Here is a 23,664-nt window from a genome sequence, read left to right as displayed (position 1 = left end):
TATCCTTTTCTCGTCGATTTATTAGTTGTTGTCCTTATTGCCCGTCAACAGATTGTCAAAATGCGTGATCAGGTTTTGGGTCAGCATGGCGCTGTCATAATGCTGTTTGAAGTACGCCAGGCCATTCTGGCCCAGCTGTTCCCGTTCCGTTTCGCCGAGACGGGACATTTCCAGTATGGCCGCTGCCAGCGCTGCGGCGTTGTCTGCCGCGCAGGCGATGCCGGCCTGTGCCTGCGTGACGATGCGTGCCCCTTCGCCGTTCAGACACGCGATGATGGGACGGCCCATGGCCAGGTAAGCCTGTAGCTTGCTGGGTACTGTCTGGCGAAAGATAGGTTCATCGCGCAGTGACACCAGCAGGGCACCAGCCTGCCGCAGGATGGCGGGCATGGCACCGAGAGGATGCTGCCCCGCCATGATGACATTCTGCAGTTTTAAACGGGCGATTTCTGCACCCAGCCACTCGGCGCGGCTGCCATTGCCTACCAATACCAGACGGATATGTGGCTGGTTTCTCAATAGCGCCGCGGCGGCAATGATGGTTTCGACGGACTGGGCGGTTCCCAGGTTGCCGGCGAAGACGATGGAAAAGCCGTCGTGCAAGCCCGCCACAGCGCTGGGCTGCTGGTGCTGGGTATCCTGAAAGAAGACATTATCGGCTGAGTTTGGATAATAGGATATTTTGCTGCGCTCGGCCAGTACCGCGACGGGCGCGATGAACGCTTCCGATTGCACCAGGATCAGGTCGGCGTGGCGATAGATCCAGCGCACCAGTATCTCTACCAGCTTGAGCACTTTACGGTTGCGAACAAAACCGGTCGCTTCCAGGCTCTCGGGCCATAGATCCTGTACCCAGATGACCAATTTTGCACCCTTGATCCACTTCAGGAAAATAGCTGGAATGACTTGCAGGATCGGCGAAATCGCATATACAAAAATCACGTCGACGCGTTTGCGGCGCAGGGCGAATGGCGCCAGCAGGATACCGCTCAGGACGAAAGACAGGTAATTGCCGATCAGTCCGAGGGCGGAACCCCGTCCACGCGGCATCAGCGGCACGCGATGCACGGTAGCGCCATGCCAATCCTGCGCACCAAAGCCAGTGGCGGTATAGCCAGGGAAAACCTTGCCATCAGGATAATTTGGCTGGCCCGTCAAGACGTCGACATGGACATCCTGCTTGACGAGCGAACGTACCAGGTCATTGATGCGGAAATTTTCAGGCCAGAAGTACTGGCTTACCACGAGCAAGTTCAAGAGCGTAGCTCCGCAAGAAAATCCGATGCCGAACCGATACGGCCAACGGGCTCCGCCACGCCGAGGAAGCGGCGGATGGCCCGGGCGATTGACACTGGCGAAGTCGGATCAAAGGTGTCGGCTGGTACGCACACATCGCGCACATAATCTAGTTCCGATGCTACGATGGGCAGGTTGGCCCAGCTGGCTTCAAGCAGGGGTAATCCAAACGATTCCGTCATGGACGGGAAAACCAGCGCCTTGGCATGGCGATACAGAGTCAGTATGTTGGCATGTGGCAACACGCCTAGTTGCTCAATGCGCAGGCCATGCTGGACAGTTGCGCTGTCGAACTCCGCGCGAAGCGCTGTGCAATGCGGGGGCAGGGTAAGCGCCAGAGACGGAAAGATGTTTTGCTCGGCCAGCAGAATCCAGGCGGCCAGCAGGCGGCGGTGATTCTTGTGCGCCTCGCCATCGGCCACGTAGACAAAATCAAAGCCGTCGCGCACGCTGGTCTGATCATGCGACGCGCTTGCCATGGCCCCAATGAATGGGATGACGCGCACCGGGGGCTTGGCGCCGTGCCAGGTTATCAGCGCTGAGCGCATGGAAGGGGTCTGGACGACATACTCATTGACATTGCCCTTGAAGGCGCGGCAAATGATACGTTCGAACGCTACCCGTATTTTTGTCTTGCCGGAAAATTCGGAAAGGGGCGTGAGGCCAAAGTAGTTCCGATTTTGCTGGAATACCACGACGTGGCCGGCCAGCGGCAGCAGCGGCGGCATGCCATGGAAGCACAGAATGACGTCATCGGCGCGTGCCGCGCGTTGCAGGCGCAGTTCGGCCTTGAGGCGGTCTACTGGCGAGGCCTTGACGAAGTAACTTTCCGTTCCTGACGGCAAGTCCAGAATTTCCTTGGCCCTGTGGTCGAGATTGGCCCATAACGTTGCGCCATCCTGGGCCGCAAGCAATTCCTTGAGCAGCACCAGTCCGCCGCCCACGTGAACGTTCGGCGCATGTAGCAATAGACGACCCACTTATTTGTCTCCCGCCTTGTAGACGTCTTTCGGGCCCACGCCGCCAGGCACGAGCGCCCGCACGCCTTGGCGCAGCTTGTTGTCCGCCCATGCCAGTGCCCTGCGTGCCGTTTGTTCGGGGCGGGCGCTGAATGACGTGACGTTGAAGTACTGTTCGCCAGTTGGAGACGCGGGGGAAAAGTAATAGTTCGAAACACAGCAGCGCAGGCGATCGACCTGGACCGGGCTGACCGAATGCCACGAGCTTGGTGTTGTTTCCATCAGCACCAGACGGTTGAATTTGCTATGGATGGTCTCGTTCTTGCGCACGGACGGTTCCCACAATTCCAGGTTGCCCCCGTTACCCAGTTCCCAATCCGGCGTGACATAGAACAGCAGGTTCAGCGTGCGATAAAACTGGCGTGTCGCCTCGTGCGAGTTGTCGATGTGGGGGTTAAGAAAATGCCCTTTGCCCATCATGCTCAAGCCGCCCGCATACAGGGTAGGATCGGGAATCTGCTGCGTAATGCCGGTGATTTCCTCGATAATGCTGACTACGGCGACATCCTGCATCGCGAAGGTAATGTCCTTGAGAATCGGATTAAATTGATCAAAATGCTTGGAAGTGAATTTTCTCTCGCGAAAACTCGACATCAGGCGCATCTGCTCCAGCTTGGGGAAGGCGTGGTAGATTTCCATGGCCAGTGCCTCGGGAAGCATATTCTCGATATAGCAATGGCGTACGCCGACCTTGGCAGCGCTGGCTGCAAACATGTCGGCGGCGCGTGCTTTTTCCGTTTGCAGGCGCGCTACAATCAACTCGACGATTTCGTTTTTAGACATTTCCATTTTTACCTTTAAATGATGCCGATTTTTTACCCAAGAAAGCCTTCAGGGCGTCGCTTGCCGCATGAATGTTGGGAATGTCCGCAATGAAAAACCGTCCGCCAGCTGCGCTTGGCCGGGTGGCGCGCTTGGCCAGGCGGATGATTTTGGCTACAGCGATGCGCGCAGCGCCCAGCAGCACGCGCGTCACGGTGATAGCGGCACTCTTGCCATATTGTTGCTTGTAGGCTATCGCCGCCTTGAAAATTTCCTTGTAGTAATCCGGATGGCTGACCAGGCAGATCGCGTACAAATGGATGAAGTTGAAACGATCCAGCAGCGTGGCATCCAGTTTGCTCAGGGTTTCATAGGCGGCCTGGCCCCAGACGGTCTCGACGCTGAAAAAGCGTGGAATCAGCGGTGGCCACACCAGATTCTTGTAGGGCTTGATATGGGGATCGTCTTCCAGGTTGCCGCGGTGGGCATTCATGGCGCTGCGTCCGGTGTTGCTGTTGCCGGCGGCGCCAGGAATGGTCAGTGGATAGTCGATTTCAGCAAAAGATGGTGTGGTGGCGGCAATGCCGAGCGCGCCCGACACGTCCGGGCTGACTCCGTGGAAATAGGCACCCGTCTTTTCCTTGACTTGTTCCATGACGGCGCGCTTGACGATGCCGTGGTAAATCTTGGGCAAACCATCAGCCCCTTGGCATGCCAGTTGCAAGGAGTCCTGCATGCCCTTGGCGCAATCGGTGCGCGAGATGCGTGACGAGAAATCGTTGATGTACAGGCGGCTGGAGTGGCCCCGGCCGAAAGTTTTCGACAGGAAGTCCGGCCAGGCATAGTTGGCTACCACCTTGGGCGAGATGGCATCCACCTTGTGATCGATCGCCCATTGCACGGCGTCCAGGATCTCGGCGGCAACGGTATCGTCGTCACCGACCAGGCAGACATAGTCGCCGCTGGCCATGGCCAACGCCTGATTGTGGTTCTCTGTCATCGACAGGCGCGTGGCGCAATGCTGGTAGTGCAGGCGCGCATCGGCCAACAGCGGCACGATCTCATTTTGCAACTTGCCGTCAGTGCTGGTGTCATGCATGACAAGTTCGATTAAGGGCGAGTTGATGCTCAAGACACTTTTTGCGGCATGCACGGCATACGCGCTGCGATTGTGGGTCGCAATTACTACGGATAAAATTGGCATAAGCAAACTCACAAAAAGTTAGACTGGCGCGGTAGTCCGCGGCAGGCTGGCGCCAGTATGGTCCTGGCGGTTAATATTCTTGGCCGTAATGTACAACATAACCAACAACAATTCGAATGATACGGACCCAATCAGCGGTTCAAACAACGAAAATAGCAGCAGGAATAGAAATGCAACCTTGATCGATTGGAAGATCGGTGTATTGCGTGCCGCCTTGTTTATTTCGCGGTAAATATTGTGCAGGTATTTCAAATACAGCAACAGGCCAATTACGCCGTAATTCAACCAGAGCAGTAATATGGAATTATGTGCCCCCCATACATCCTCCATGTTGCCGGCTGCTTCAATCGCGGAGCGGAAGCCATTCGGTCCAACACCCAGCCACGGCGATTTGGCAATCAAGCCGGCTGAAAATTCCCACAGAATGATGCGGTTATTGAACGAATCCGGGATCTTGTATTCATTATCGTGTAACAGCATAAACAGGCTGTAGCCATATTCAAAAAACAGGTACAGGGCGAACAGGATGGATAAAAAAACCGTGAAATATTTTATGTGCGCGTATTTTTTGTCTGTCCAGAAAATGTACAAAATGAACAGGCTGATAATCAGGATGCCCCCCCTGGACATGGTCGCGAGAATAGCGCCGACGAAGAACAGGAACAGGTACTTGTTTTGATAAAAAAACGCTGCCGCCAGGAAAAAGAGAAAGGCTGCCAAATAGTTGGAACGTCCAAGCAGCGTTTCGACCATCAATTTCTTGTCGTAGTAATCGCCATTGACGCCAAAGGATTGAATGAATCCCAGGTAGGTCCATAGGGCCAGGACAATGCCACCATACAGAATGGCCTGCCGTGCCTTGTCCAAGTCAACCGGCCATGCGCGCAGGCTGACCAGTGCCATGGCCGAGACGATCAGCGGTATTACCGCAGCCATGGCCCGCTGGAGTTGCCCCGGATCTCGCAGCAAGGTCGTCAGGACGCCCAGCGCAGCGATAGCGCACAGTATAAGCGCATTGCGCGTGAGGATCAGGTCTTCCCGCAGCAGCCTGACCATGAAGATCAGGCTGATCAGCGCAAAACTGATCGGCAGGCTGACGGAACTGGCGCCAATGTAGATCTTGAATTCGCCAACAAAGATGAAAAAGAGCACGCCATAGTACAGCGGCACCAACATCCTGGTTACCCTGTCCATCCACACCCGGCTGCTGTTATTTACCGAAAATTGCATAGACTTTTCTTTTGAAAAACACACGTTCAATTTCGTTTAGGAAATTGAACCACGTATAGGCAGCAATGATCCCGAAGCACGCCGCAAATTCCCATGCCTTGAATGTCGCCAGTGGATTGAGCGAGAGCAGGAAGGAAAGTGTGATTAATGCCATTAATACGATAAATTTGCCGCCCAATACTTCCTTGAATTTTATTTCCAGGATATCAAAGGAGAAATAGAACATGAGCCAGGCGTCGGCACAGATTCTCAGAAGCCACACCAGCGCCGCGCCTTCCAGGCCGTAATAGCTGCATCCCAGCCAGAGCAACAAGCAGTACAGGGGAAATTCGACGACGTGCACCTTGGCCGTCAAGGCTGCCTTGCCGGCGCCTTGCAACAAGGAAAATGGAATTTGCGTGATGCTACTGATCAGGACACCATACGAGAAAATGCGCAACAGACTCGTACTTTGCTCTGAAAACGCAGCGCCCACCCATAGCGTAAGAATCTCTTGGCTGGCAAAGGCGATGATCAGCGTCATCGGCGTGATCGCCAGCAGTAAATACAGCACGCTGCGGCGATACAGTTCCAGCAGTTCATGGCCGCGGCCACCGCCGATCTGGCTGGAAAATGCCGGAAACAGCACCGCCGTCAAGGCGCCGGGAATAATCCAGATCTTGGTAATCATTTCATTGGGCGTCACATAATAAGCCACCGCCGCCGCAGAAATCGTCGTGCTGATCAGAAAGCGGTCCAAATAAGACATCAGTGGGCTGATAATATTGGTAACGGTCATCCAGCCACCGGATACCAGCAGCGGTTTCATGAATCCAGCATTGAAATGCTTGCTGCTGAGCATGCCAGGCAGGCTGCGTGCAGCGAAATAAGCGTGTACGAGGCAGGCGATGATCCTGCCAGCGGTGAGCATGGCAGTCACTGCAACCAGGTCATTCTTGTACCAAAGTACGATGGCCAGTGGACCCAGGAAGGTGAATATGCCCATGGGCAGGCGAATCAGATTGATCACGCCAAAGGCCGATTTGGCTTCGAGAATACCGCGCAGGCCTGTGGTCAGTACGATGAACGGCATGGCGAGTGCCATCACCCGGATTGAACCGACAATTTCCCCGTTGTCTCCGGCATGCGAAATGCTGCGCGCGCCAAACTCTGCACCGAACCATAGCAAGGCCGATGCAAGCAAGCCAAGCCCGGTCATCATCAGCAGGCTGGTAAAGACCATCGGTGCAATATCCGCATGGCGCTTTTCCGCGATTAATACGGATAACTGTTGCGTGAGCGCCCGTCCCAAGCCCAGGTCGAACAAGCCGAAATAGCTGACTACCGCCCAGATTAGTGTCAATACACCAAAACGCGCATCCCCCAAGCTGTGTATCAGCACCGGCATTGAAGCAACCGCAACCAATAGCGGCAAGCCCAATCCTAATAAATTATAAACGGTGTTTTTGATAATCATGCAAATATGACAATTAATCTGATATGAGTAGCGCAGATTTTCAGAGCAAGTGGATTGTTTTCATTGAAACAATAATTTTGCCTCAAAAAATAGAGGCCGCGAGTAGAGCTGAGCGACTAGATCGGAGGAAATAATATAAACGCGAGGCCATCAGCCAGAGGTCGACTGCCGATCAGAACAGGTGATGATATATTTATTATAGCAATTGGGCAAATTCTTATCCCAAGGCGGAGCCAATTTTGCCCTGTATATTTGTAATTATTTGTAAGTCATTCTTTATTATCTTGTTTTTTTTAATAGCTTTCTTGTGGGAATTTATTATCGCTTGCTGTACGCATGCCGTCAGCCATGGCGGTGCGTGCGCCGGGCAGCGGCCTGCCCGCGGCTATGTTTAGCGGAATGGTCGGCGCAAGTGTGGCCCTGCGCCGCAGGGAATGTAGCCTAAGTTGCGTGCTTGCCGTAGCAATGCGGGCAAGACACCTCATACACATATTCCGGCGCCAGTTGCTGGCGCGGCGTGACGACGGCGCGGCAGACGAAGCATTGCACGGTTTCTGTCGGTTCCAGTTTCGGGTTCAGGGCCGTGCGGTAGTCGAAGACGAAGCAGTCGCCCGTGTAGTGCTCGCCGCCCACTTCCTCAAAATACTTCAGGATGCCGCCGTCGAGCTGGTACACGCTGTCGTAGCCGATTTCCTTCATGTGGATGGCGGCCTTTTCGCAGCGGATGCCGCCCGTGCAGAAGGTGACGACGGTCTTGCCTTCCAGTTCATCCTTGTGGGCCGCCGCCACGGCCGGGAATTCCGTGAACTTGTCGATGCGGTAATCAAGCGTGTTGTTGAATGTGCCCACGTCCACTTCAAAGGCGTTGCGCGTTTCCATCATGACCACGGGTTTGCCCGCGTCGTCGACGCCGGCGTCGAGCCAGCGCTTGAGCGTATGCGCGTCGACGGACGGGGCGCGGCCCAGTTCCGGCTTGATCAGCGGCATGCGCATGGTGATGATTTCCTTTTTCAGCTTGACCAGCATGCGCTTGTGCGATTGCTCGTTCGATAAGCTTTCCTTCCATTCCAGGTCCGCCAAGCGCTCGTCGCTGCGCACCCAGGCGAGGAAGCTGTCGATATGCTCGCGCGTGCCCGACAGGAACATATTGATGCCTTCCGGCGTCAGCAGGATCGTGCCCTTCAGGCCCAGCGCCAGGCATTGCTCCTGATACAAGGGACGCATGGCTTCCGTATCGGCCAGCGTGATGAATTTATACGCGGCAATATTGACGAACGTGGCGGCGGGCGGGCTGACGGCAGCGGAAACGGCGGGTGTTGCTGGGGTGATGGCTTGCATGATGGCGATCGGCTTAGACTGAACAGCCGATATTATAAGCCCGACAGGCCAGGCGGGATACCCGGTCCGTACGCGCGACGCGGTAGAATAGACCCCATTGAATTTTGCACGAAACGGTACACAGGATGGAAATGGTAATGCAAGAGGCCGGCGCTCCGGCCGTGACACCGCAAGCTGCACAAGGGCCCGCATTTGTCCATTTGCGCGTGCACTCGGAGTACTCGATCGTCGATGGCCTGGTGCGCATCGACGACGTGGTCAAGGCGGCGGCGAAGGACAAGCAGGTGGCGCTGGCCGTCACCGACCTGTCGAACCTGTTTGGCATGGTCAAGTTCTACAAGGAAGCGCGCGGCAAGGGCATCAAGCCCATCGTCGGCGTCGACGTGTGGATCACGAATGACGACAACCGCGAAAAACCGTCGCGGCTGCTGTTGCTGGCGAAGAACCGCATGGGTTATCTGCAGCTGTGCGAACTGCTGTCGACGGCCTGGCTGACCAACCAATACAAGGGGCGCGCCGAGCTGCGCATCGAGTGGCTGCAGGCGCTGGCGACGAATACCTACGACCTGTACCCAGGCGAAAGCGCGGCGAATGGCTTGATCGTGCTGTCCGGCGCGCATTTCGGCGACGTCGGTACTGCCATCGAGAATGGCAACCTGGCCCTGGCCGAGCGCAATGCGCAGCGCTGGGCCGAGATTTTCCCTGGCCATTTCTATATTGAAATCCAGCGCGGCGGCCAGGCCAACCAGGAGGCGCAGGTGCGCCACGCGGTGGCCCTGGCTGCCAAGCTGGGCTTGCCCGTGGTCGCCACCCATCCCGTGCAATTCATTTCCCCTGAGGAATTTATTGCCCACGAAGCACGCACCTGTATCGCCGAAGGCGAAATGCTGGCCAACGCCAAGCGGGTGAAACGCTTCAATGACAGCCAGCGCTTCCTGTCGCAGGCCGACATGGCGGAATTGTTTGCCGACTTGCCGGCCGCGCTGGCCAATTCCGTGGAAATCGCCAAGCGCTGCAATCTGACCTTGACCCTGGGCAAGCCGCAACTGCCGAACTTCCCCACGCCGGATGGCATGACGATCGACCAGTTCCTCGTGGCCGAATCGCAGGCGGGCCTGGAAAAGCGTTTGATCCAGCTGTATCCGGACCCGGAACGGCGCGAAAAGGAGCGTCCGCGCTACGCATCGCGCTTGAAATTCGAGACGGACACGATTTGCAACATGAAATTCCCCGGCTACTTCCTGATCGTGGCCGAGTTTATCCAGTGGGCCAAGGAAAACGGCGTGCCCGTCGGCCCGGGGCGCGGTTCGGGCGCCGGTTCGCTGGTCGCGTATTCGCTGCTGATTACCGACCTGGACCCGTTGCAGTACAACCTGCTGTTCGAGCGCTTCCTGAATCCCGAACGCGTCTCGATGCCCGACTTCGATATCGACTTTTGCCAGGAAGGGCGCGATCGCGTCATCCAGCACGTCAAGGATTTGTACGGCAAGGAGGCCGTCTCGCAGATCGCCACCTTCGGTACCATGGCGGCCAAGGGCGCGATCCGCGACGTGGGCCGCGTGATGGACTTCGGCTACAACTTCTGCGACGGCATCTCGAAGCTGATTCCGTTCAAGCCCGGCAAGCCCGTGTCGATCGCCGACGCCATCGAGGAAGAGCCGCTGCTCAAGGAACGCCTGGAAAACGAGGAAGAGGTCAAGCAGCTGCTGGACCTGGCGCAGCAGGTCGAAGGCATTACGCGCAATATCGGCATGCACGCGGGGGGCGTGTTGATCGCTCCGGGCAAGCTGACGGATTTCTGCCCGCTGTACACGCAGGGCGGCGACTCGGGCGTCGTGTCGCAGTACGACAAGGATGACGTGGAAGCCGTCGGCCTGGTGAAGTTCGACTTCTTGGGTCTGACGACCCTCACCATCCTCGACCGCGCCGTGCGCTACATCAAGCAGCTTGATCCCGCGCAGGCGAACTTCGACCTGGCCACCTTGCCGCTGAACGACAAGCCATCGTATGACCTGCTGACCAAGGCCAAGACCGTGGCCGTGTTCCAGCTGGAGTCGCGCGGCATGCAGGGCATGCTGAAAGATGCGCGTCCCGACCGTTTCGAAGACATTATCGCGCTCGTGGCGCTGTACCGTCCGGGCCCGATGGACCTGATTCCCGACTTCTGCAAGCGCAAGCACGGCGAGCGCTTCGATTATCCCGATCCGCGCACGGAATCGATTCTGTCCGAAACCTACGGCATCATGGTGTATCAGGAGCAGGTGATGCAGATGGCGCAGATCGTCGGCGGCTACTCGCTGGGCGGCGCCGACATGCTGCGCCGCGCCATGGGTAAGAAGAAGGCCGAAGAGATGGCCGAGCACCGCGAGATCTTCCGCGCCGGTGCTGCGAAGGATGGCTTGACGGCGGAAAAGGCCGACGAGATCTTCGACTTGATGGAAAAGTTCGCCGGCTACGGTTTCAACAAATCGCACGCCGCCGCCTACGCCTTGCTGTCGTACCACACGGCCTACCTGAAAGCGCACCACACGGCCGCCTTCATGGCTGCCAACTTGTCGCTGGCCATGGACGACACGGACAAGATCAAGATCCTGGTGGAAGATTCGCTGGAAATCTGCAAGCTGACCTTGTTGCCGCCGGATATCAACGAATCGGACTACCGCTTCACGCCGAGCGGCGCGCCGCCGTCCGTGAGCGGCAAGAAAGTCACGCAGATCCGCTATGGCCTGGGCGCCGTGAAAGGCTCGGGCCAGAACGCCATCGAAGCCATCATCGCCGCGCGCGAGGCGGGCGGGCCCTTCACGAGCCTGTTCGATTTCTGCAAGCGCGTGGATAAAAAGCAGATCAACCGCCGCACCATCGAGTCGCTGATCCGCAGCGGCGCGTTCGATTGTCTGAAGGTCGACCGCGCCATCCTGCTCGCATCCGTGGCCTTCGCCATGGAATGCGCGGACCAGGCCGCCAAGGCGGCCAACCAGGTGAGCCTGTTCGGCGGCGACGACAGCGACATGGTGGCGCCACCCGAGTACGTCAAGGTGCCCGTGTGGACGGATAAACAGCGCCTGACGGAAGAAAAGATCGCGCTGGGCTTCTACCTGTCGGGCCACCTGTTCGATTCGTATGCGCCCGAGGCGCGCCGTTTTGCGCGCACGAAACTGTCGGAACTGTCGCCATCGCGCGAGCCGCGCATGATGGCGGGCGTCATCACGGGCTTGCGCACGCAGATGACGCAGCGCGGCAAGATCCTCATCGTCACCCTGGATGACAAGAGCGGCACGGTGGAAGTGACGGTGTATGGCGAATTGTTCGATTCCAACCGGAAAATCTTCAAGGAAGACGAATTCCTGGCCGTCGTCGGCAAGGTGTCGGAAGACCGTTTCTCGGGCGGCTTGCGTATCACGGCCGAGAGCGCCTTCGACATCATCGCCGCGCGCGTGCAATATGGCCGCCAGCTGGGCCTGACCTTGCCGGCCACCCTGGACGCCAAGCGCATCCGCGACGTGATCATGCCGCACCGGGCCGAGACGGGCTTGCCGATCGCCGCGCGGGTCAGCCCGCAAGGCGTCAGTTGCGTGCTGCAGTTTGGCGACGAGTGGAAAGTGGCGCCATCGGATGAATTGCAGATGGCGCTGGAGCAGATGCTAGGCGCGCAAGAGGTGGCGGTCGAATACTGACCGGCACTGCCTGGCGCAGACAACAAAGCCAAACCGCAGACATGCTGGTTTGGCTTTTTTACGTTTACATGTCTTTCAGGCCCGTGATCGCATAGCCCTTGGCGGCGATCTGCTGGTGCGGCTGTTCGATATGGTAGTCGGGCAAGATCTCGGCATCGTCGGCCACTTCGCTGGCGCGTACTTCGAGTTGCCAGTCGGTATTGGTCACTTCTTCCGGAATAAGCTTTCCTTCCGGCACGGCGAGGTAGGAAAAAATGCCGTCGTGTTCGGCCCGGCGGTAGATGTCTACGCGCATGAATGCCTCCTAGTAAACGTTGGGGGAACCGGCGCACCGCAGTGCATGCCGATAGCGCTAGCGTAACAGGATTGTGCCATGCACGCGTTGTAGCGTGTGTCGCAAGAGGGAGGAGCGCTCAGGCGATGGCGGAAGCGTAGTCGTCGTCATCGAGTATGGCCGATTGACGTACCTCGCCGGCGGCCGCAGCGTTTGCCGTGGCGGCTTGCAGGGGGCTGCGATGCGCGTCGAGGCCGTTACGCAGGCTGCCGATCATGGCCAGTGTCAGTTCATGGCGCTTGCGGGCTTCCGAGCGTTTCTTGGAAGGGATTTCTTCCAGTGCCGGCAAGGGCAGGTTTTCGCACCTTAGCTCGAAATCGCCATCCTGGCGCATGTGCGCACCCAATTCTTGCCATATTGCATTGTAGTCGGCGAACAAACGGCCTTTCTTCGCGGAGTGGTGCACGGCACGGTTGATATTGCCGACAAGAAGCATCTTGCCGCAGCCGTGTTCATACCCCAGCTGGCGCACCAGGCGTACCATCAGGGTCTTCGGACGCATGCCGTGCAAGTCGCGCGTTGCCTCGCGCACGCGGTGCGCGCTTTCCTGGCCCTTCGGGCCTTGCAGGCAGCCGATGCGCATGGCCAGGGTGGCGCGCAGCTGGCTGCCGAAGAAGGAAAAGGCGATCGAATAGAGCACGTCGTCGTCATGCATCAGTTGCAGCACCATCTCGCCTTCGCGGTCCATCGGGTGCAGCGAACACAGCTGCAGGTGATAGGGCGCGCCCGACTTGCCCGCCACCGTGCCCAGGCGCACGGGGCCATGGGCCGCTTGAGCCATCAGCTTGCCCCAGCCTTGCTGCAAGATGAAGTGGTAGTGCTCGGCCAGCAATGCCACGCGCTGGTGGCAATTCAAGGTCAGGCTCAGGTAAGGCCGGTAGACCTTGTGGATCATGTGCGGATAGGCGTGGACCAGATCATGAAACACCGGATGCGAATTCAGCAGTTGTAGCCATAGTCGGGTTTGGCGTTGTTGCACGCGGGCGCGCAGATGCAGCTTGAACAGTTCGCGCCAACGGCGCATGCCGTTCGGCATCGCCATCAAGCCGTCAGACAGGGTAATAGTTGGCATCATCGTGCGCATGTCCATGATAAAGAGGGAGCGTCGAAGCCGTTTCGGCTCAGACGGGTACCGGGCTGCTGACGCCCTCGTGGTTTGCCAGCAGGATGGTGGTGCCGCGGCTGCCACGCGCCAGCTTGCCGGCCAGGCCGCCCGAAAAACGCCGCGGCCAGGCGCCGTGCCGCTGCGCTGGCAAGACCACTTCGTGGCAACCCAGCAGCTCAGCCGTATCGAGGATCGTGAACAGCGGCTCGCCGGCGAAAATGTGGGTGCTGAAATCGATATGAGAACGGCTCAGGTAGAGTCCCGCCTCGTGCATCATGTGCTGCGTGGCCGGGTCAAGGGCATCGCATTCGCTGGCGCAGTGCCGGGGCACGCCATCGGCACTGCGGCGCGGCGCCGGTGTCACGTGCAACAGGCTGACGCAGACGTTGATGCCCCATTCCTGCAGGCGTCTGGCGTAGCGCGCACCGTAGATGATGTCGCTGGCGCGCTTGACGGGCAAGAGCAGCAGCAAGGTATCCTGGCCCGGCTTGCCGCAGATGCCGGCGGCGCTGTCCGGGGCGCGGTGGCGTTGCGGGGCAAGGCGCGGTGCATGCATGGAAAAGATGGCCGTGGTGGAAAAACCACATCATCTTATCCATGCCCGTACCCCCTGTAAATTGGCGAAACAGCGTACGGGTTTCCCTTATGGCCGCGTGTTTTTAATAGCGGTAAGTGACATACACGGCGCCGATCGGCGAGGTCTTGCGCTGCACGATGGGACTCTTGGCCGCGTCGCCCAGACGGCTCTCGACGCCGACCAGCGTGTTGATGCCCCAGCGCGCATCGAAGCGGTGTTCCCAGTTGACGGTGGCTTGCGCTTCATAGAAACCGCCCTTGGGCGTGTATTGCTTGAACGAGGTATTCGCGGCCTGGGTGGCCGTCACCCCATACATGGTCTGTACATACTTGCGCTCGCCCCAGCCCAGCTGGCCGCCGATGCTCACGCTGTCCTTCTGCATGCCCTTGGCATCGGCCCGGCCGTAGATCTGGCCTGTGGCGCCGAAATGCACATTCGCGCCATTTTCGCGGTTCGACAGGGGAATGTCGCTCGAGACGCTCAGCGACAGGCCTGGGAAGGGCGAATAGCCGGCGCTGAGCAGGGCGCTGGCGTTGCCCTTGACTTCGCCCATGCCCTTCAGGTAATCGCTGCCGCCCCAGCCGTTGGCGCCCGTGCGCTTGTGGTCTTCGCGATTGCCGCGGTAGCCCAGCGCGGCGCTGTAGCTGAAGGGGCCGGCCTGGCCGCCATAGCCGATGCCGCGCGACGTGCTGAAGAACAGGCCATTGGTCATGGCGTAATCGAGGATGATCAACGGCGAGGCCGACAGCTTGTCGGCGCCGGAATAGCTGGACACGGCGGCGACGCCGCCGCCGATGGTGAAGACATTTTCCGCCGGCGGTTCGGCCGCCGCGGCGGCCAGCGGGTTGAGGATCATGCCGCTGGCGAGTGCCAGCGAGGTCAGCAGGGTTGTGGGTGCGTGCATGGAGGTTTCCGTCAGGTGGAGAACCGAGTCCGGAGTGGCTCGATTGACTGCCGACAGTATCGATCCTTGCCATGAAGGAAAAATGAGCCTTTTATTAAGATTGCATGAAGAGCGCTTCTTTACCCATTCTTCAGCTTGCGGTGGTTTAATGCTCACCATGAAGATACTGCTGATTGAAGACGATATGGACCTGGGCAATGGCGTGCGGATTGCCTTGCGCGACCAGGGCATGCAAGTGGTCTGGGTGCGCAGCCTGGAGGATGCGGCGCGCAGCATCGAGCACGACAGCTGCGAACTGGTGCTGCTGGACCTGGGCTTGCCCGATGGCGATGGCCTCGATTTGCTGGCCCGGCTGCGCGCGGCGCGCCTGCCGGTGCTGATCCTCAGTGCCCGCGATACGCTGGAACAGCGCTTGCGGGGTCTCGATGGGGGCGCCGACGATTACCTGGTGAAGCCCTTCGTGCTGGCCGAGCTGCTGTCGCGCGTGCGCGCCCTGGCACGCCGCAGCTATGGCTTCGATGGCGATACGATCGAATTGCGCGGCCTGCTGCTGCAGGTGCCCACGCGGCGTGTCAGCGTGCATGGCCGGCCCGTGGAGCTCACCGCCAGTGAATATGCCCTGCTGAAGACCTTGCTGATGCGCGCCAACCGGGTCATCACGCGCCGCGTGCTGGAAGAACACATCCTGCCCGGCGGACTGGCCAATGCCAGCAATACCCTGGATGTGCATATGGGCAACCTGCGCCGCAAGATAGGCGAAGGCTATATCCGCACCGTGCGCGGCGTCGGCTATGTGATCGACCAGCAGGGCGAGACATCCACCCCGCCGGGCAGCGGCGCATGATGGGGCGTTTCTGGGCCATGCTGCGCCGGCCTACCCTGGTGCGCCGCCTGATGATGGCGCAAATGCTGATGCTGACCGTCCTGTGGAGCCTGGCCGTGGCGTATGTGCTGGTCGAGGGAGCTGGCGAAGCGAGCAATGTGACCCGCGGCGTGCTGCACGCCATTGTCAGCGTGGCAGATAATCTGGCCGAGCAGCCGCAGCGCCAGCAACAAAGCTTGCGCGCCATCGATGAAGCCTTGCGCGAGGAATTTGAAATGGGCCAGGTGCCGGAGCTGGCGCCGCGCATCCTGGTCTGGCGCGAGGGCAAACTGGTCTACAAGTCGCCCGATGCGCCCAGCGGTATCCGCAGCGCCGGCCCGGAGCAGATGGAAGTGGTGTACATCAAGGGCCAGGCCTGGCGCAGCCGCAGCCTGACCGAGGGCGGCACGCGCGTGACGGTGCTGGAAGCGGGAGGCGCCTGGCAATTTTTCATCACGATCAATTCACGCGGTTACTACCTGCTGCCGCTGCTGATCAGCCTGCCTTTCCTGCTGGTGCCGGCCTGGCTGTCGATCCGCCTTGCCATGCGCCCTTGGCGCAAGGTGGCGCAGGAGGTGGCGGCGCGCGGGCCACAGGATTTGCGTCCGCTGGCGTTCAAGCCGCCGCATGGCGAACTGGCGGCGCTGGTCGACAATATCAACGCCCTGTTGCAGCGGGTCGATGCCAGCGCCGCGCGCGAGCGCAGCTTCATCGCCGATGCCACGCATGAGCTGCGCACGCCGCTGGCGGCCATGCGCGTGAATGTCGAGGCCTTGCAGGGGCAGACGCATGATGCGCGTCAGCAAGAGCTACTGGACGGTATCTTGAACAGCGGCAAACGGGCCGCGCGCCTGGTGGGCCAGCTGCTGCAACTGACGCGCAGCGAAGTGCAGGCGGGCGGGGGCGAGTTGCCGCGGCGGCAGGCGCTCGATATCTTGCTGCAAGACCGTCTGGCGGCCCTGTCCGGCCTGGCGCAGGCGGGCGATATCGAGCTTGAATTGCAAGCCGGCGTCTCGCTCAGCGTACCCGGACAGCGCGAGAGCCTGGTCTCGCTGATCGACAACCTGGTGGAGAACGCCATCAAGTACAGTCCGCGCGGCAGCAGCGTGACGGTGTCGCTGCATGCGGAGCGGGGCCAGGCCGTGCTGCACGTGGCCGATCAGGGACCGGGCATCGCGCCGGCGCTGTATGAACGCGTGTTCGACCGCTTTTTCCGCGCGCCGCAGCAGGCGCAGCCAGGCAGCGGCCTGGGCTTGTCCATCGTCGCTTCCGTCGTGCGTCAGCACGGCGGCACGATTCAGTTGCACAGCGGTAATGGCGGCCTGGGCTTGCTGGTGGAGGTGCGCTTGCCGTTGGCCGAGGCCTGACCGCGCTGGCGTGTCTTGCGATATTGCATGAAGATTATTTCATGTGCCTATAACGCAAGATGGCATGGCGTGGCGCACGCTTGCGATGCATAATGCAAGACAGTTAAAAAACACCGTTATGCGCCCATTCCTGTCCCGCTACCTGCCGTACCCCGCCTTTGTCGGCCTGTACCTGCTGTTTGACTGGGCGACCTATATCGACCCGATGTACGGGCTGAACATCACCCCCTGGAACCCCGATCCCGCGCTGGGCCTGGTATTTTGGCTGATCCATGGACGCAAGGCGGCGCTGCCATGGTTCATCGCCCTGGTGGCCGGCGAGGTGCTGGTGCGCGGCATGCCGGCAGGCCTGCCCCTGACCTTGCTCTGTTCGGCGTGGCTGGTGCTCGGCTATGGCGGCATCGGCGCCGTCTTGCGCCGCAGTTTCAGCAGCAGCGACATCTTCGACAACCGGCGCCGCCTGAGCGCCTGGGTCCTCATCGTGCTGCTTGGCACCGTGCTCAATGCGCTCGGCTATATTTCCTTGCTGTCGCTGACGGGGCGCATCCCGGCCAGCGAATGGGGCACGGCAGTCTGGCGTTTCGGCATCGGCGACACGGTCGGCATGCTGGTGTCGATGCCGCTGATCTGGGTGTTGTTCAGCGAGCGCGGGCGTGAGCGCCTGCGGGCCGCCGTCTGGCGCTGGGAAACCTTGGCTTACCTGGCGCTGGCCAGTTTCGTGTTGTGGAGCCTCTTCGGTTCCATCGTGCGTTCGGAATACAAGCATTTCTATTTCCTGTTTCTCCCCGTAATCTGGGCCGCCTCGCGCCAGGGCTTGCATGGCGCTGTGCTGGCCGTATTTGTATTGCAGCTATGCATCATCACCCTGGTGAAATGGACGCATGCGGTCGATATCCAGTTTTATGAATTGCAATTGCTCGACGCCGTGCTGGCGCTGGTGGGCTTTTTTATCGGTATCGTCGTCGATGAAATGCGCCAGGTGGCCGACGAACTGAAGCACACGATGCGCCTGGCGGCCGCCGGCGAAATGGCGGCTGCCCTGGCGCATGAGCTGAACCAGCCGCTGACGGCCTTGTCGACCTATGGCAAGGCGTGCGAATACCTGCTGGAACGGGGCGAGAACGGCGCCTTGCTGCGGGGCGCCATCGGGCACATGATCGTTGAATCGGGACGCGCCGCGGACGTGGTGCGCCGCCTGCGCGATTTTTTTCGTACCGGCGCGATGCAGCTCGAGGCGGTGCAGGCGAGCGCCTTGATCGCGGGCTTGGCGCGCCAGTTCACGCCGCTGTTCCATGAGCATGGCATCGAGCTGGTGCTGGCGCCGCCGTCGCCGCTGGCCGTCAACGCGGACCGCCTGCAAATCGAGCTGGTGCTGCGTAACTTGCTGGCCAATGCACAGGATGCGGTGATGGGCCAGCCGCACGGCCAGCGCCGCATCACGGTGTCGGCCGAGCCGCTCGAGGGCGGCCGGCTGCGCCTGTCCGTGGAAGACAGCGGGCCCGGTATTTCCAATAGCCTGGCCGCACGCCTGTTCGAACCGTTCGTCTCGACCAAGGCCAGCGGCCTGGGGCTGGGGCTCGTGCTCAGCCGCAGCATCGTCGAAGCGCATGGCGGCCAGCTATGGGCCGAAGTGGGCAAGCATGGTATTTTTCGTTTTATCCTGCCCCTGGCGCACGCCGGTGCAGCCGCCAAGGGAGAGTATGGTGACAAGTAATTTGACGGTGTTTATCGTGGACGACGATCCCGCCGTGCGCGATGCGCTGGGTTTGCTGTTGGGCATACGCGGCTACCGCACGGCGCTGTTTTCCTGCGGCGAGGATTTCCTGCACAGCTGGCGGCCCGAGTGGGCCGGTTGTCTGCTGATCGATATCCGCATGTCGGGCATGGATGGCCTGAGCCTGCAGCGCCGCCTGCTGGAGCTCAACTGCATGCTGCCCATCATCATCATCACGGGGCACGGCGACGTGGCGCTGGCACGCCAGGCATTCAAGGCGCAGGCCAGCGATTTCCTGGAAAAACCATTTGACCACGACAAGCTGCTGGCCGCCATCGATGAAGCGTTTTCGCGCGAGGCGCATGCGCGCGGCCAGTTGCAGCGCCAGGTGGAAGGGCTGGCCTTGCTGCGCGCCCTGACGCCGCGCGAGCGCGAAGTGATGCATCTGGTGGTGACGGGCCAGCACAACCGCGACATCGCCCCGGCGCTGGGTATTTCCGTGCGCACCGTGGAAGTGCACAAGGCGCGCCTGATGGACAAGCTGGGTGTCGATAATGTGGCCGACCTGGTGCGCATCAGCATGCTGGGCACCGGCTAGCCGCAGCAGAGCCCTCTAGGCGATGGCCTTCAGTACCTGATCGCTTGAAATCGCCTTGACCCAGTCGCTGCGCCGCGCCACCGTGATGACGGTGCTGTTGGCGCTGTCGAAGGGTGCCCATTCGGGATTTTTCTTGCGCATCAATGCCACCACAGGCACATGCACGGCGTTCGCCAGATGCATGATCGATGTTTCCACTGAAATAATCAGGTCGCATTGCGCCAGCATGGCCGGCAACTGGAAAAAGTTGTCGACGGCACTGAAGGCTTGCGTGCGCGGCAAGTTGTGCGCCCGCACGACGGCATCCACCCTGGCCAGTTCCTGCGGCATGGCATTGATCAGGAAGCAGGCATGCTGCCATTTCGGCATCGCCTGCATGCGCGCGATCAGCTCGGCAATGCGTTCCAGCGGCCAGCCGCGCTTGTGCGACTTGGCAAATGGATTCAATAGCACGAGCGGACCCTGGCGCGGGGCAAAGCCCCAGGCAGCCAGTTGCTCCTGCGCCTGCTGCAATGCGTGTTCGGGAATGTGCACGAAGGGGTAGCGTTCGGCCACGGGAATATCGAGTCCCGTCAATTGATGGAACCAGTCCGCATACACGCTGCTGATATGGTGTTCGCCGGCATCCTGTCCCGCATACGAGGCCAGCACGGCATCGATCTTGCGGTAGGCCAGGTAATGCCAGGGGCGTAGCGGGCTGAACGGCTTGCGCGTGCCGATCACCAGCCCCTGCGGGCTGATCGCTCGGGCAAGGTCCGCATATTGTTGTGGCCGTACGTGGGCCAGCGACACGACGACAGGATAGTGTTCCGCCTTCGCCTCGCGCAGTGACTCTTCGTATAGCGCCGGGCTGTAGGTCTTGCGGTAAACCTTGAAAAACAAGCCCGACTGTTCTACCCAGTCGTACAGCGAATAGGTGCGCAAGCTTTCCCATTGTTTGGCGTCGGACGTGCGTCGTACTTCGTCGACCCACAGGTGGATCTGGAGATGGGGGTAGGCCGCGGCAAAGGCGCGGAAACCGTTTTGCAGGTAGGTAAAGTCTCCCAGCGCCAGATGGGCGATGAACAGAATTTTTTCCGACTTTTGCAGAAGTTCGGCGGGAATCAAAGGCGTCATGTATCAGTGCGATTTCAGGTATTCATTCGATGGCGTCATACCACTTGTTGGGAAAATTGCAGGCGATGTAGGTTGGCATACGCGCCGTCGGCATCCAATAATTGCTGGTGACTGCCGGTTTCCATTATTTTCCCATGCGACAATACCACGATACGGTCCGCACGTTCAATTGTTGATAGTCGATGAGCAATAACTAATGTCGTTCTGCCTTGCATCAGGTGCTCCAGCGCCGCTTGCACGGCCCGCTCCGCCTCCGTGTCCAGTGCCGAGGTGGCTTCATCGAGGATCAGGATGGGCGCATCCTTGTAGATCGCGCGGGCGATGGCCACGCGCTGGCGCTGGCCGCCGGACAGGCGCGAGCCGTTGTCGCCCAGGCGCGTTTCCAGGCCGTCGGGCAAGCCGTCGATGACGTCCGACAGGAAGGCGGCCGCCGCGGCCGCCTCGACGCGCTGCCGGTCCGGGGCCGCATCGCCATACGCGATGTTGGCGGCCAGGGTATCGTCGAACAACACCACCTGCTGGCTGACCATGGCGATCTGGCTGCGCAGGCTGGTCAGGGCGATGTCGTCAATATTCTGCCCATCGAGCAAGATTTCACCGCTGCTGACCGAATAAAAGCCGGGCAGCAGGCTGACCAGGGTGGACTTGCCGCCGCCGGACATGCCGACAAAGGCGACCGTTTGGCCTGGCGCGATGCGCAGATCGATGTGCTGCAGGGCCAGTTCCTGGTGCCCGGGGTAGGCAAAGCTGACATCCTTGAATTCGATGCGGCCTTTGCTGCGGCCCGCCAGCGGCTTGCCGCCCGTACGTTCCGGCGTCTTGTCGATCAGTAAAAAGACCTCTTCGGCGGCGGCCATCCCGCGCTGCAGGGGGCCGTTGACTTCAGCCAGTTGTTTCAGGGGCGTCAGCAGCATCAGCATGGCCGTGATGAAGGAAACGAAGCCGCCCACCGTGATTTGCCCCTGCTCCGACTGGAACAGGGCCATCACGATGACCAGGGCCACAGCGGCGGCGGTGATCACCTGCGTGATGGGCACGGTGGCGGAAAAGGTGGTGGTCATGCGCATGCTGTAGCGGCGCAATTGCTCGGCGCGCTCTTCGAACCGCGCCTTCTCGTACTGCTGTCCGCCGAAGATCTTGATCACCTGCTGGGCGCGCGTGGTTTCCTCGATGACCTGGGTCAGTTCGGCGTTGACGGCCAGCGAGTCGCGGTTGAGTTTTTTCAGGCGCTTGCCCGTGGTGCGCACGACGATGGTCAGCACGGGCAGCAGCACCAGGGTGACCAGGGTCAGTGCCCAGTTCAGGTACAGCAGCCAGGCCAGCAAGCCCAGCACGGTCAGCGAGGAGCGCACGATCGAAGTAAACACCTTGGTCACCATCTCGATGATCTGCTGCACTTCGAACATGATGGAGTTGATGACCTTGCCCACCGTGTGTGTGTTGTAGAAGTCGATGGGCAGGTTGAGCATGCTGGCAAACATCCGGCGCCGCAATTCGTTGAGGATGCGCGTGGAGACATAGCTCATCAGGTAACTGCTGGCAAACGTCGAGGCGCCGCGGATGGCAAAGATGCCGATGACGATCAGCGGCACCAGCCAGTAGGAAAATGCGACCTTGCCGCCGAAGCCATTGTCGAGCAGTAACTTGAGCGCATATGGCAGCAGCGGTTCCGTGCCCGCCGTGACGACCATCGCCAGCAGGGCCAGGGCCAGGTGTTTCTTGTAGGGCGCATGCAGCGCGGTGAGGCGCTTCAGGTCGGGCGTGAGCATCGGTATGGTTCCTTGCAGGGGACAGCAAAAACGGTCAGGCGGAAGACGAGCTCAAGCGATACGCTCTTGCTGGCGCAACAGGGCCCACAGTATCACCATCGGGAAGACCAGCATGATGATGCCGATATTCAGGGTGAGCGAACTCGTTGTCAGGCCAAAAATCATATAGCAAGTGCACAGTAGCATGCCTGCCAGAGCAAACGGCCTGGCGCCGGCAGGACCGCGGTGCGATGTGCGTGCAAACAGGGCCAAGGGCAGCAGGAGCAGAGCCAGCAGTGCCAGCACGCCAGTGATGCCGCGCTTGACCAGTACATCCAGGTAATCGCTATGAGCATTCGTATAGTCACTGACGAGTTTGCTAATTTTCCCTTCCGCCAGCATTATTTTTTTCTGTTGCAGATAGCCGGAACGGCCCATGCCCAGCCATGGATGCTCTTTTACGAGCTCTGTCGCGGTATCCCACATCACCAGCCGCTGGCCAACTGAAGTGCTGACATCTCCGTCATTCTTGTATTTTTGCAATTCGGAGATGACCGTGGCCACACGCTGCTGTACCGGCGAATGCGGAATGGCATAGGCCAGGCTCACGAGGACAAACAGTAGCGACAGGGTGACGGCCAAATGGCGGCGGCCGTGGTTTTTGGCGTGATGTATCGCCATGATGATGAGGCAGACGGGCAAAGCCAGCCAGCCTCCGCGGCTACCACTGATGACTGAACCGACGATGCCGGCAAGGCATCCCGTCAGCAACAGGCCACTCCAGGCATAACGGTGCGCCTGCGTGCGCGCCCAGTCGAGTCCGCAGAGCGCCAGTATGCCCAGTAGCATGCTGACATTGCCATAATGAATAGGGTTGCTGGTGGCCGCTTGCGGACGAATCAGGCTGTCAGGAACAAATTGCATCAAGGCATACGCTGCGCCGGCAATAGCGCCGACGGACAAGCCGGCCCACCAGAACATCGGCCGTGGTGGGTAAGCCAGCAGCAACAGCAGCACCGGGATCGCCAGCAGGGCGCGTAGGGGCATGTCGAATTCGCGCGGAGGATCGCCGTGGTACAGCATATTGGCGGTAAAGATCAGGAAATACGCCAGTAGGACACCGATCAGCAGATAGTCCTGACGCTGTAGAGCCAGGCTGGCACGTCTCCACAATAAGGAGCCGCTGGCCAATAGCAGAACCAGTGCGCCAAGGGAGTAACCACTGTTGACAGCCAGCGCCAATGCCGAAAAGAGAAAAACACAAACAGAGGTCAGGCCGAGCATGAATATCCTTGGTAACGCACGTCGTCGCCATGATGGCAACTGTAGCAACATAAAGTAGGCGTCATTGTAATCGAAG

General features: G+C 59.9%; 19 protein-coding genes. 5 read left to right on the top strand and 14 right to left on the bottom strand.

Translation table 11 applies throughout. The features are described from left to right. Window positions 1–21 precede the first annotated feature (21 nt). The 7 genes from AC07VH_RS20755 to AC07VH_RS20725 all read right to left on the bottom strand — a co-directional run bounded on the left by AC07VH_RS20755 (window position 22) and on the right by AC07VH_RS20725 (window position 8,305). On the bottom strand, window positions 22–1,257 hold the full coding sequence (locus AC07VH_RS20755; protein ID WP_494787848.1) for a glycosyltransferase family 4 protein: 1,236 nt from the start codon (window positions 1,255–1,257) through the stop codon (window positions 22–24). Next, the gene (locus AC07VH_RS20750) at window positions 1,254–2,276 is read right to left on the bottom strand and encodes a glycosyltransferase (RefSeq protein ID WP_494787847.1); all 1,023 of its coding nucleotides are present in this window, start codon (window positions 2,274–2,276) and stop codon (window positions 1,254–1,256) included. Before AC07VH_RS20750 ends, AC07VH_RS20755 begins: the two co-directional genes overlap by 4 nt. Further along, on the bottom strand, window positions 2,277–3,098 hold the full coding sequence (locus AC07VH_RS20745; RefSeq protein WP_475417960.1) for a 2OG-Fe(II) oxygenase: 822 nt from the start codon (window positions 3,096–3,098) through the stop codon (window positions 2,277–2,279). Beyond that, complete coding sequence (locus AC07VH_RS20740; RefSeq protein WP_494787846.1) at window positions 3,091–4,281, bottom strand: glycosyltransferase family 2 protein; 1,191 nt, start codon at window positions 4,279–4,281, stop codon at window positions 3,091–3,093. The genes AC07VH_RS20745 and AC07VH_RS20740 overlap by 8 nt, the downstream gene beginning before the upstream one ends. Before the next feature lie 18 nt (window positions 4,282–4,299). Then, a complete protein-coding gene (locus tag AC07VH_RS20735; RefSeq protein ID WP_494787845.1) occupies window positions 4,300–5,511 on the bottom strand; it encodes an O-antigen ligase family protein in 1,212 nt (403 codons plus the stop codon). Further along, the gene (locus AC07VH_RS20730; RefSeq protein WP_489629916.1) at window positions 5,492–6,967 is read right to left on the bottom strand and encodes a flippase; all 1,476 of its coding nucleotides are present in this window, start codon (window positions 6,965–6,967) and stop codon (window positions 5,492–5,494) included. The genes AC07VH_RS20735 and AC07VH_RS20730 overlap by 20 nt, the downstream gene beginning before the upstream one ends. A 441-nt stretch (window positions 6,968–7,408) precedes the next feature. After that, the gene (locus tag AC07VH_RS20725; protein ID WP_494787844.1) at window positions 7,409–8,305 is read right to left on the bottom strand and encodes a sulfurtransferase; all 897 of its coding nucleotides are present in this window, start codon (window positions 8,303–8,305) and stop codon (window positions 7,409–7,411) included. 125 nt (window positions 8,306–8,430) lie between these two features. Here AC07VH_RS20725 and dnaE point away from each other — a divergent pair, with 125 nt between their 5' ends. Beyond that, on the top strand, window positions 8,431–11,979 hold the full coding sequence (dnaE, locus tag AC07VH_RS20720; RefSeq protein WP_475417431.1) for a DNA polymerase III subunit alpha: 3,549 nt from the start codon (window positions 8,431–8,433) through the stop codon (window positions 11,977–11,979). Window positions 11,980–12,043: 64 nt separating this feature from the next. Here dnaE and AC07VH_RS20715 read toward each other — a convergent pair whose 3' ends face one another. The 4 genes from AC07VH_RS20715 to AC07VH_RS20700 form a co-directional block, all read right to left on the bottom strand. Beyond that, window positions 12,044–12,274, bottom strand: coding sequence for a DUF6139 family protein (locus AC07VH_RS20715; RefSeq protein WP_131685369.1), 231 nt, complete (start codon window positions 12,272–12,274; stop codon window positions 12,044–12,046). A 118-nt stretch (window positions 12,275–12,392) separates the two neighbouring features. Then, a complete protein-coding gene (locus AC07VH_RS20710; protein WP_494787843.1) occupies window positions 12,393–13,388 on the bottom strand; it encodes a VirK/YbjX family protein in 996 nt (331 codons plus the stop codon). A 46-nt stretch (window positions 13,389–13,434) separates the two neighbouring features. Continuing rightward, window positions 13,435–13,974, bottom strand: coding sequence for a universal stress protein (locus AC07VH_RS20705; RefSeq protein WP_489629918.1), 540 nt, complete (start codon window positions 13,972–13,974; stop codon window positions 13,435–13,437). 103 nt (window positions 13,975–14,077) lie between these two features. Then, window positions 14,078–14,899, bottom strand: coding sequence for a MipA/OmpV family protein (locus AC07VH_RS20700; RefSeq protein ID WP_475417434.1), 822 nt, complete (start codon window positions 14,897–14,899; stop codon window positions 14,078–14,080). Between the two features lie 157 nt (window positions 14,900–15,056). Between AC07VH_RS20700 and AC07VH_RS20695 the strand changes: the two genes are divergently transcribed. The 4 genes from AC07VH_RS20695 to AC07VH_RS20680 all read left to right on the top strand — a co-directional run bounded on the left by AC07VH_RS20695 (window position 15,057) and on the right by AC07VH_RS20680 (window position 19,440). Next, window positions 15,057–15,743, top strand: a complete 687-nt coding sequence (locus AC07VH_RS20695) for a response regulator (protein ID WP_326456241.1) — start codon at window positions 15,057–15,059, stop codon at window positions 15,741–15,743. Further along, window positions 15,740–17,128, top strand: a complete 1,389-nt coding sequence (locus tag AC07VH_RS20690; protein WP_475417436.1) for a sensor histidine kinase — start codon at window positions 15,740–15,742, stop codon at window positions 17,126–17,128. Before AC07VH_RS20695 ends, AC07VH_RS20690 begins: the two co-directional genes overlap by 4 nt. Window positions 17,129–17,246: 118 nt before the next feature. Further along, window positions 17,247–18,842: an ATP-binding protein gene (locus AC07VH_RS20685; RefSeq protein ID WP_494787842.1), complete on the top strand. Its 1,596-nt coding sequence runs from the start codon at window positions 17,247–17,249 to the stop codon at window positions 18,840–18,842. Beyond that, window positions 18,829–19,440 carry a response regulator transcription factor gene (locus AC07VH_RS20680; RefSeq protein ID WP_475417438.1) on the top strand — a complete coding sequence of 204 codons (612 nt, stop codon included), beginning with the start codon at window positions 18,829–18,831 and terminating at the stop codon, window positions 19,438–19,440. Before AC07VH_RS20685 ends, AC07VH_RS20680 begins: the two co-directional genes overlap by 14 nt. 15 nt (window positions 19,441–19,455) lie before the next feature. Here AC07VH_RS20680 and AC07VH_RS20675 read toward each other — a convergent pair whose 3' ends face one another. Genes AC07VH_RS20675 through AC07VH_RS20665 form a run of 3 tightly spaced genes read right to left on the bottom strand, consistent with a single transcriptional unit; the run spans window position 19,456 to window position 23,588 of the window. After that, window positions 19,456–20,556, bottom strand: a complete 1,101-nt coding sequence (locus tag AC07VH_RS20675; protein WP_494787841.1) for a glycosyltransferase family 9 protein — start codon at window positions 20,554–20,556, stop codon at window positions 19,456–19,458. A gap of 35 nt (window positions 20,557–20,591) precedes the next feature. Next, entirely contained in the window at window positions 20,592–22,325 is a 1,734-nt protein-coding gene (gene msbA / locus AC07VH_RS20670) for a lipid A export permease/ATP-binding protein MsbA (RefSeq protein WP_475417440.1), read from the bottom strand. A 51-nt stretch (window positions 22,326–22,376) separates the two neighbouring features. After that, window positions 22,377–23,588, bottom strand: coding sequence for an O-antigen ligase family protein (locus AC07VH_RS20665; RefSeq protein ID WP_494787840.1), 1,212 nt, complete (start codon window positions 23,586–23,588; stop codon window positions 22,377–22,379). Window positions 23,589–23,664: the final 76 nt, after the last annotated feature.

Source organism: Janthinobacterium sp. GW821-FHT03C10 (genome assembly GCF_059420865.1).
The sequence above is the reverse complement of the archived record's forward strand: the minus strand, read 5'-3'. Positions and strand labels throughout refer to the sequence as shown.

What these genes read in the sequence shown, in the direction of transcription:
- AC07VH_RS20665 (WP_494787840.1), bottom strand. Translation starts at nt 23,588, where the DNA reads ATGCTCGGCCTGACCTCTGTTTGTGTTTTTCTCTTTTCGGCATTGGCG.
- AC07VH_RS20700 (WP_475417434.1), bottom strand. Translation starts at nt 14,899, where the DNA reads ATGCACGCACCCACAACCCTGCTGACCTCGCTGGCACTCGCCAGCGGC.
- AC07VH_RS20730 (WP_489629916.1), bottom strand. Translation starts at nt 6,967, where the DNA reads ATGATTATCAAAAACACCGTTTATAATTTATTAGGATTGGGCTTGCCG.
- AC07VH_RS20715 (WP_131685369.1), bottom strand. Translation starts at nt 12,274, where the DNA reads ATGCGCGTAGACATCTACCGCCGGGCCGAACACGACGGCATTTTTTCC.
- AC07VH_RS20735 (WP_494787845.1), bottom strand. Translation starts at nt 5,511, where the DNA reads ATGCAATTTTCGGTAAATAACAGCAGCCGGGTGTGGATGGACAGGGTA.
- AC07VH_RS20680 (WP_475417438.1), top strand. Translation starts at nt 18,829, where the DNA reads ATGGTGACAAGTAATTTGACGGTGTTTATCGTGGACGACGATCCCGCC.
- AC07VH_RS20710 (WP_494787843.1), bottom strand. Translation starts at nt 13,388, where the DNA reads ATGATGCCAACTATTACCCTGTCTGACGGCTTGATGGCGATGCCGAAC.
- msbA (WP_475417440.1), bottom strand. Translation starts at nt 22,325, where the DNA reads ATGCTCACGCCCGACCTGAAGCGCCTCACCGCGCTGCATGCGCCCTAC.
- AC07VH_RS20685 (WP_494787842.1), top strand. Translation starts at nt 17,247, where the DNA reads ATGCGCCCATTCCTGTCCCGCTACCTGCCGTACCCCGCCTTTGTCGGC.
- AC07VH_RS20675 (WP_494787841.1), bottom strand. Translation starts at nt 20,556, where the DNA reads ATGACGCCTTTGATTCCCGCCGAACTTCTGCAAAAGTCGGAAAAAATT.
- AC07VH_RS20725 (WP_494787844.1), bottom strand. Translation starts at nt 8,305, where the DNA reads ATGCAAGCCATCACCCCAGCAACACCCGCCGTTTCCGCTGCCGTCAGC.
- AC07VH_RS20740 (WP_494787846.1), bottom strand. Translation starts at nt 4,281, where the DNA reads ATGCCAATTTTATCCGTAGTAATTGCGACCCACAATCGCAGCGCGTAT.
- AC07VH_RS20690 (WP_475417436.1), top strand. Translation starts at nt 15,740, where the DNA reads ATGATGGGGCGTTTCTGGGCCATGCTGCGCCGGCCTACCCTGGTGCGC.
- AC07VH_RS20745 (WP_475417960.1), bottom strand. Translation starts at nt 3,098, where the DNA reads ATGTCTAAAAACGAAATCGTCGAGTTGATTGTAGCGCGCCTGCAAACG.
- dnaE (WP_475417431.1), top strand. Translation starts at nt 8,431, where the DNA reads ATGGAAATGGTAATGCAAGAGGCCGGCGCTCCGGCCGTGACACCGCAA.
- AC07VH_RS20705 (WP_489629918.1), bottom strand. Translation starts at nt 13,974, where the DNA reads ATGCATGCACCGCGCCTTGCCCCGCAACGCCACCGCGCCCCGGACAGC.
- AC07VH_RS20695 (WP_326456241.1), top strand. Translation starts at nt 15,057, where the DNA reads ATGAAGATACTGCTGATTGAAGACGATATGGACCTGGGCAATGGCGTG.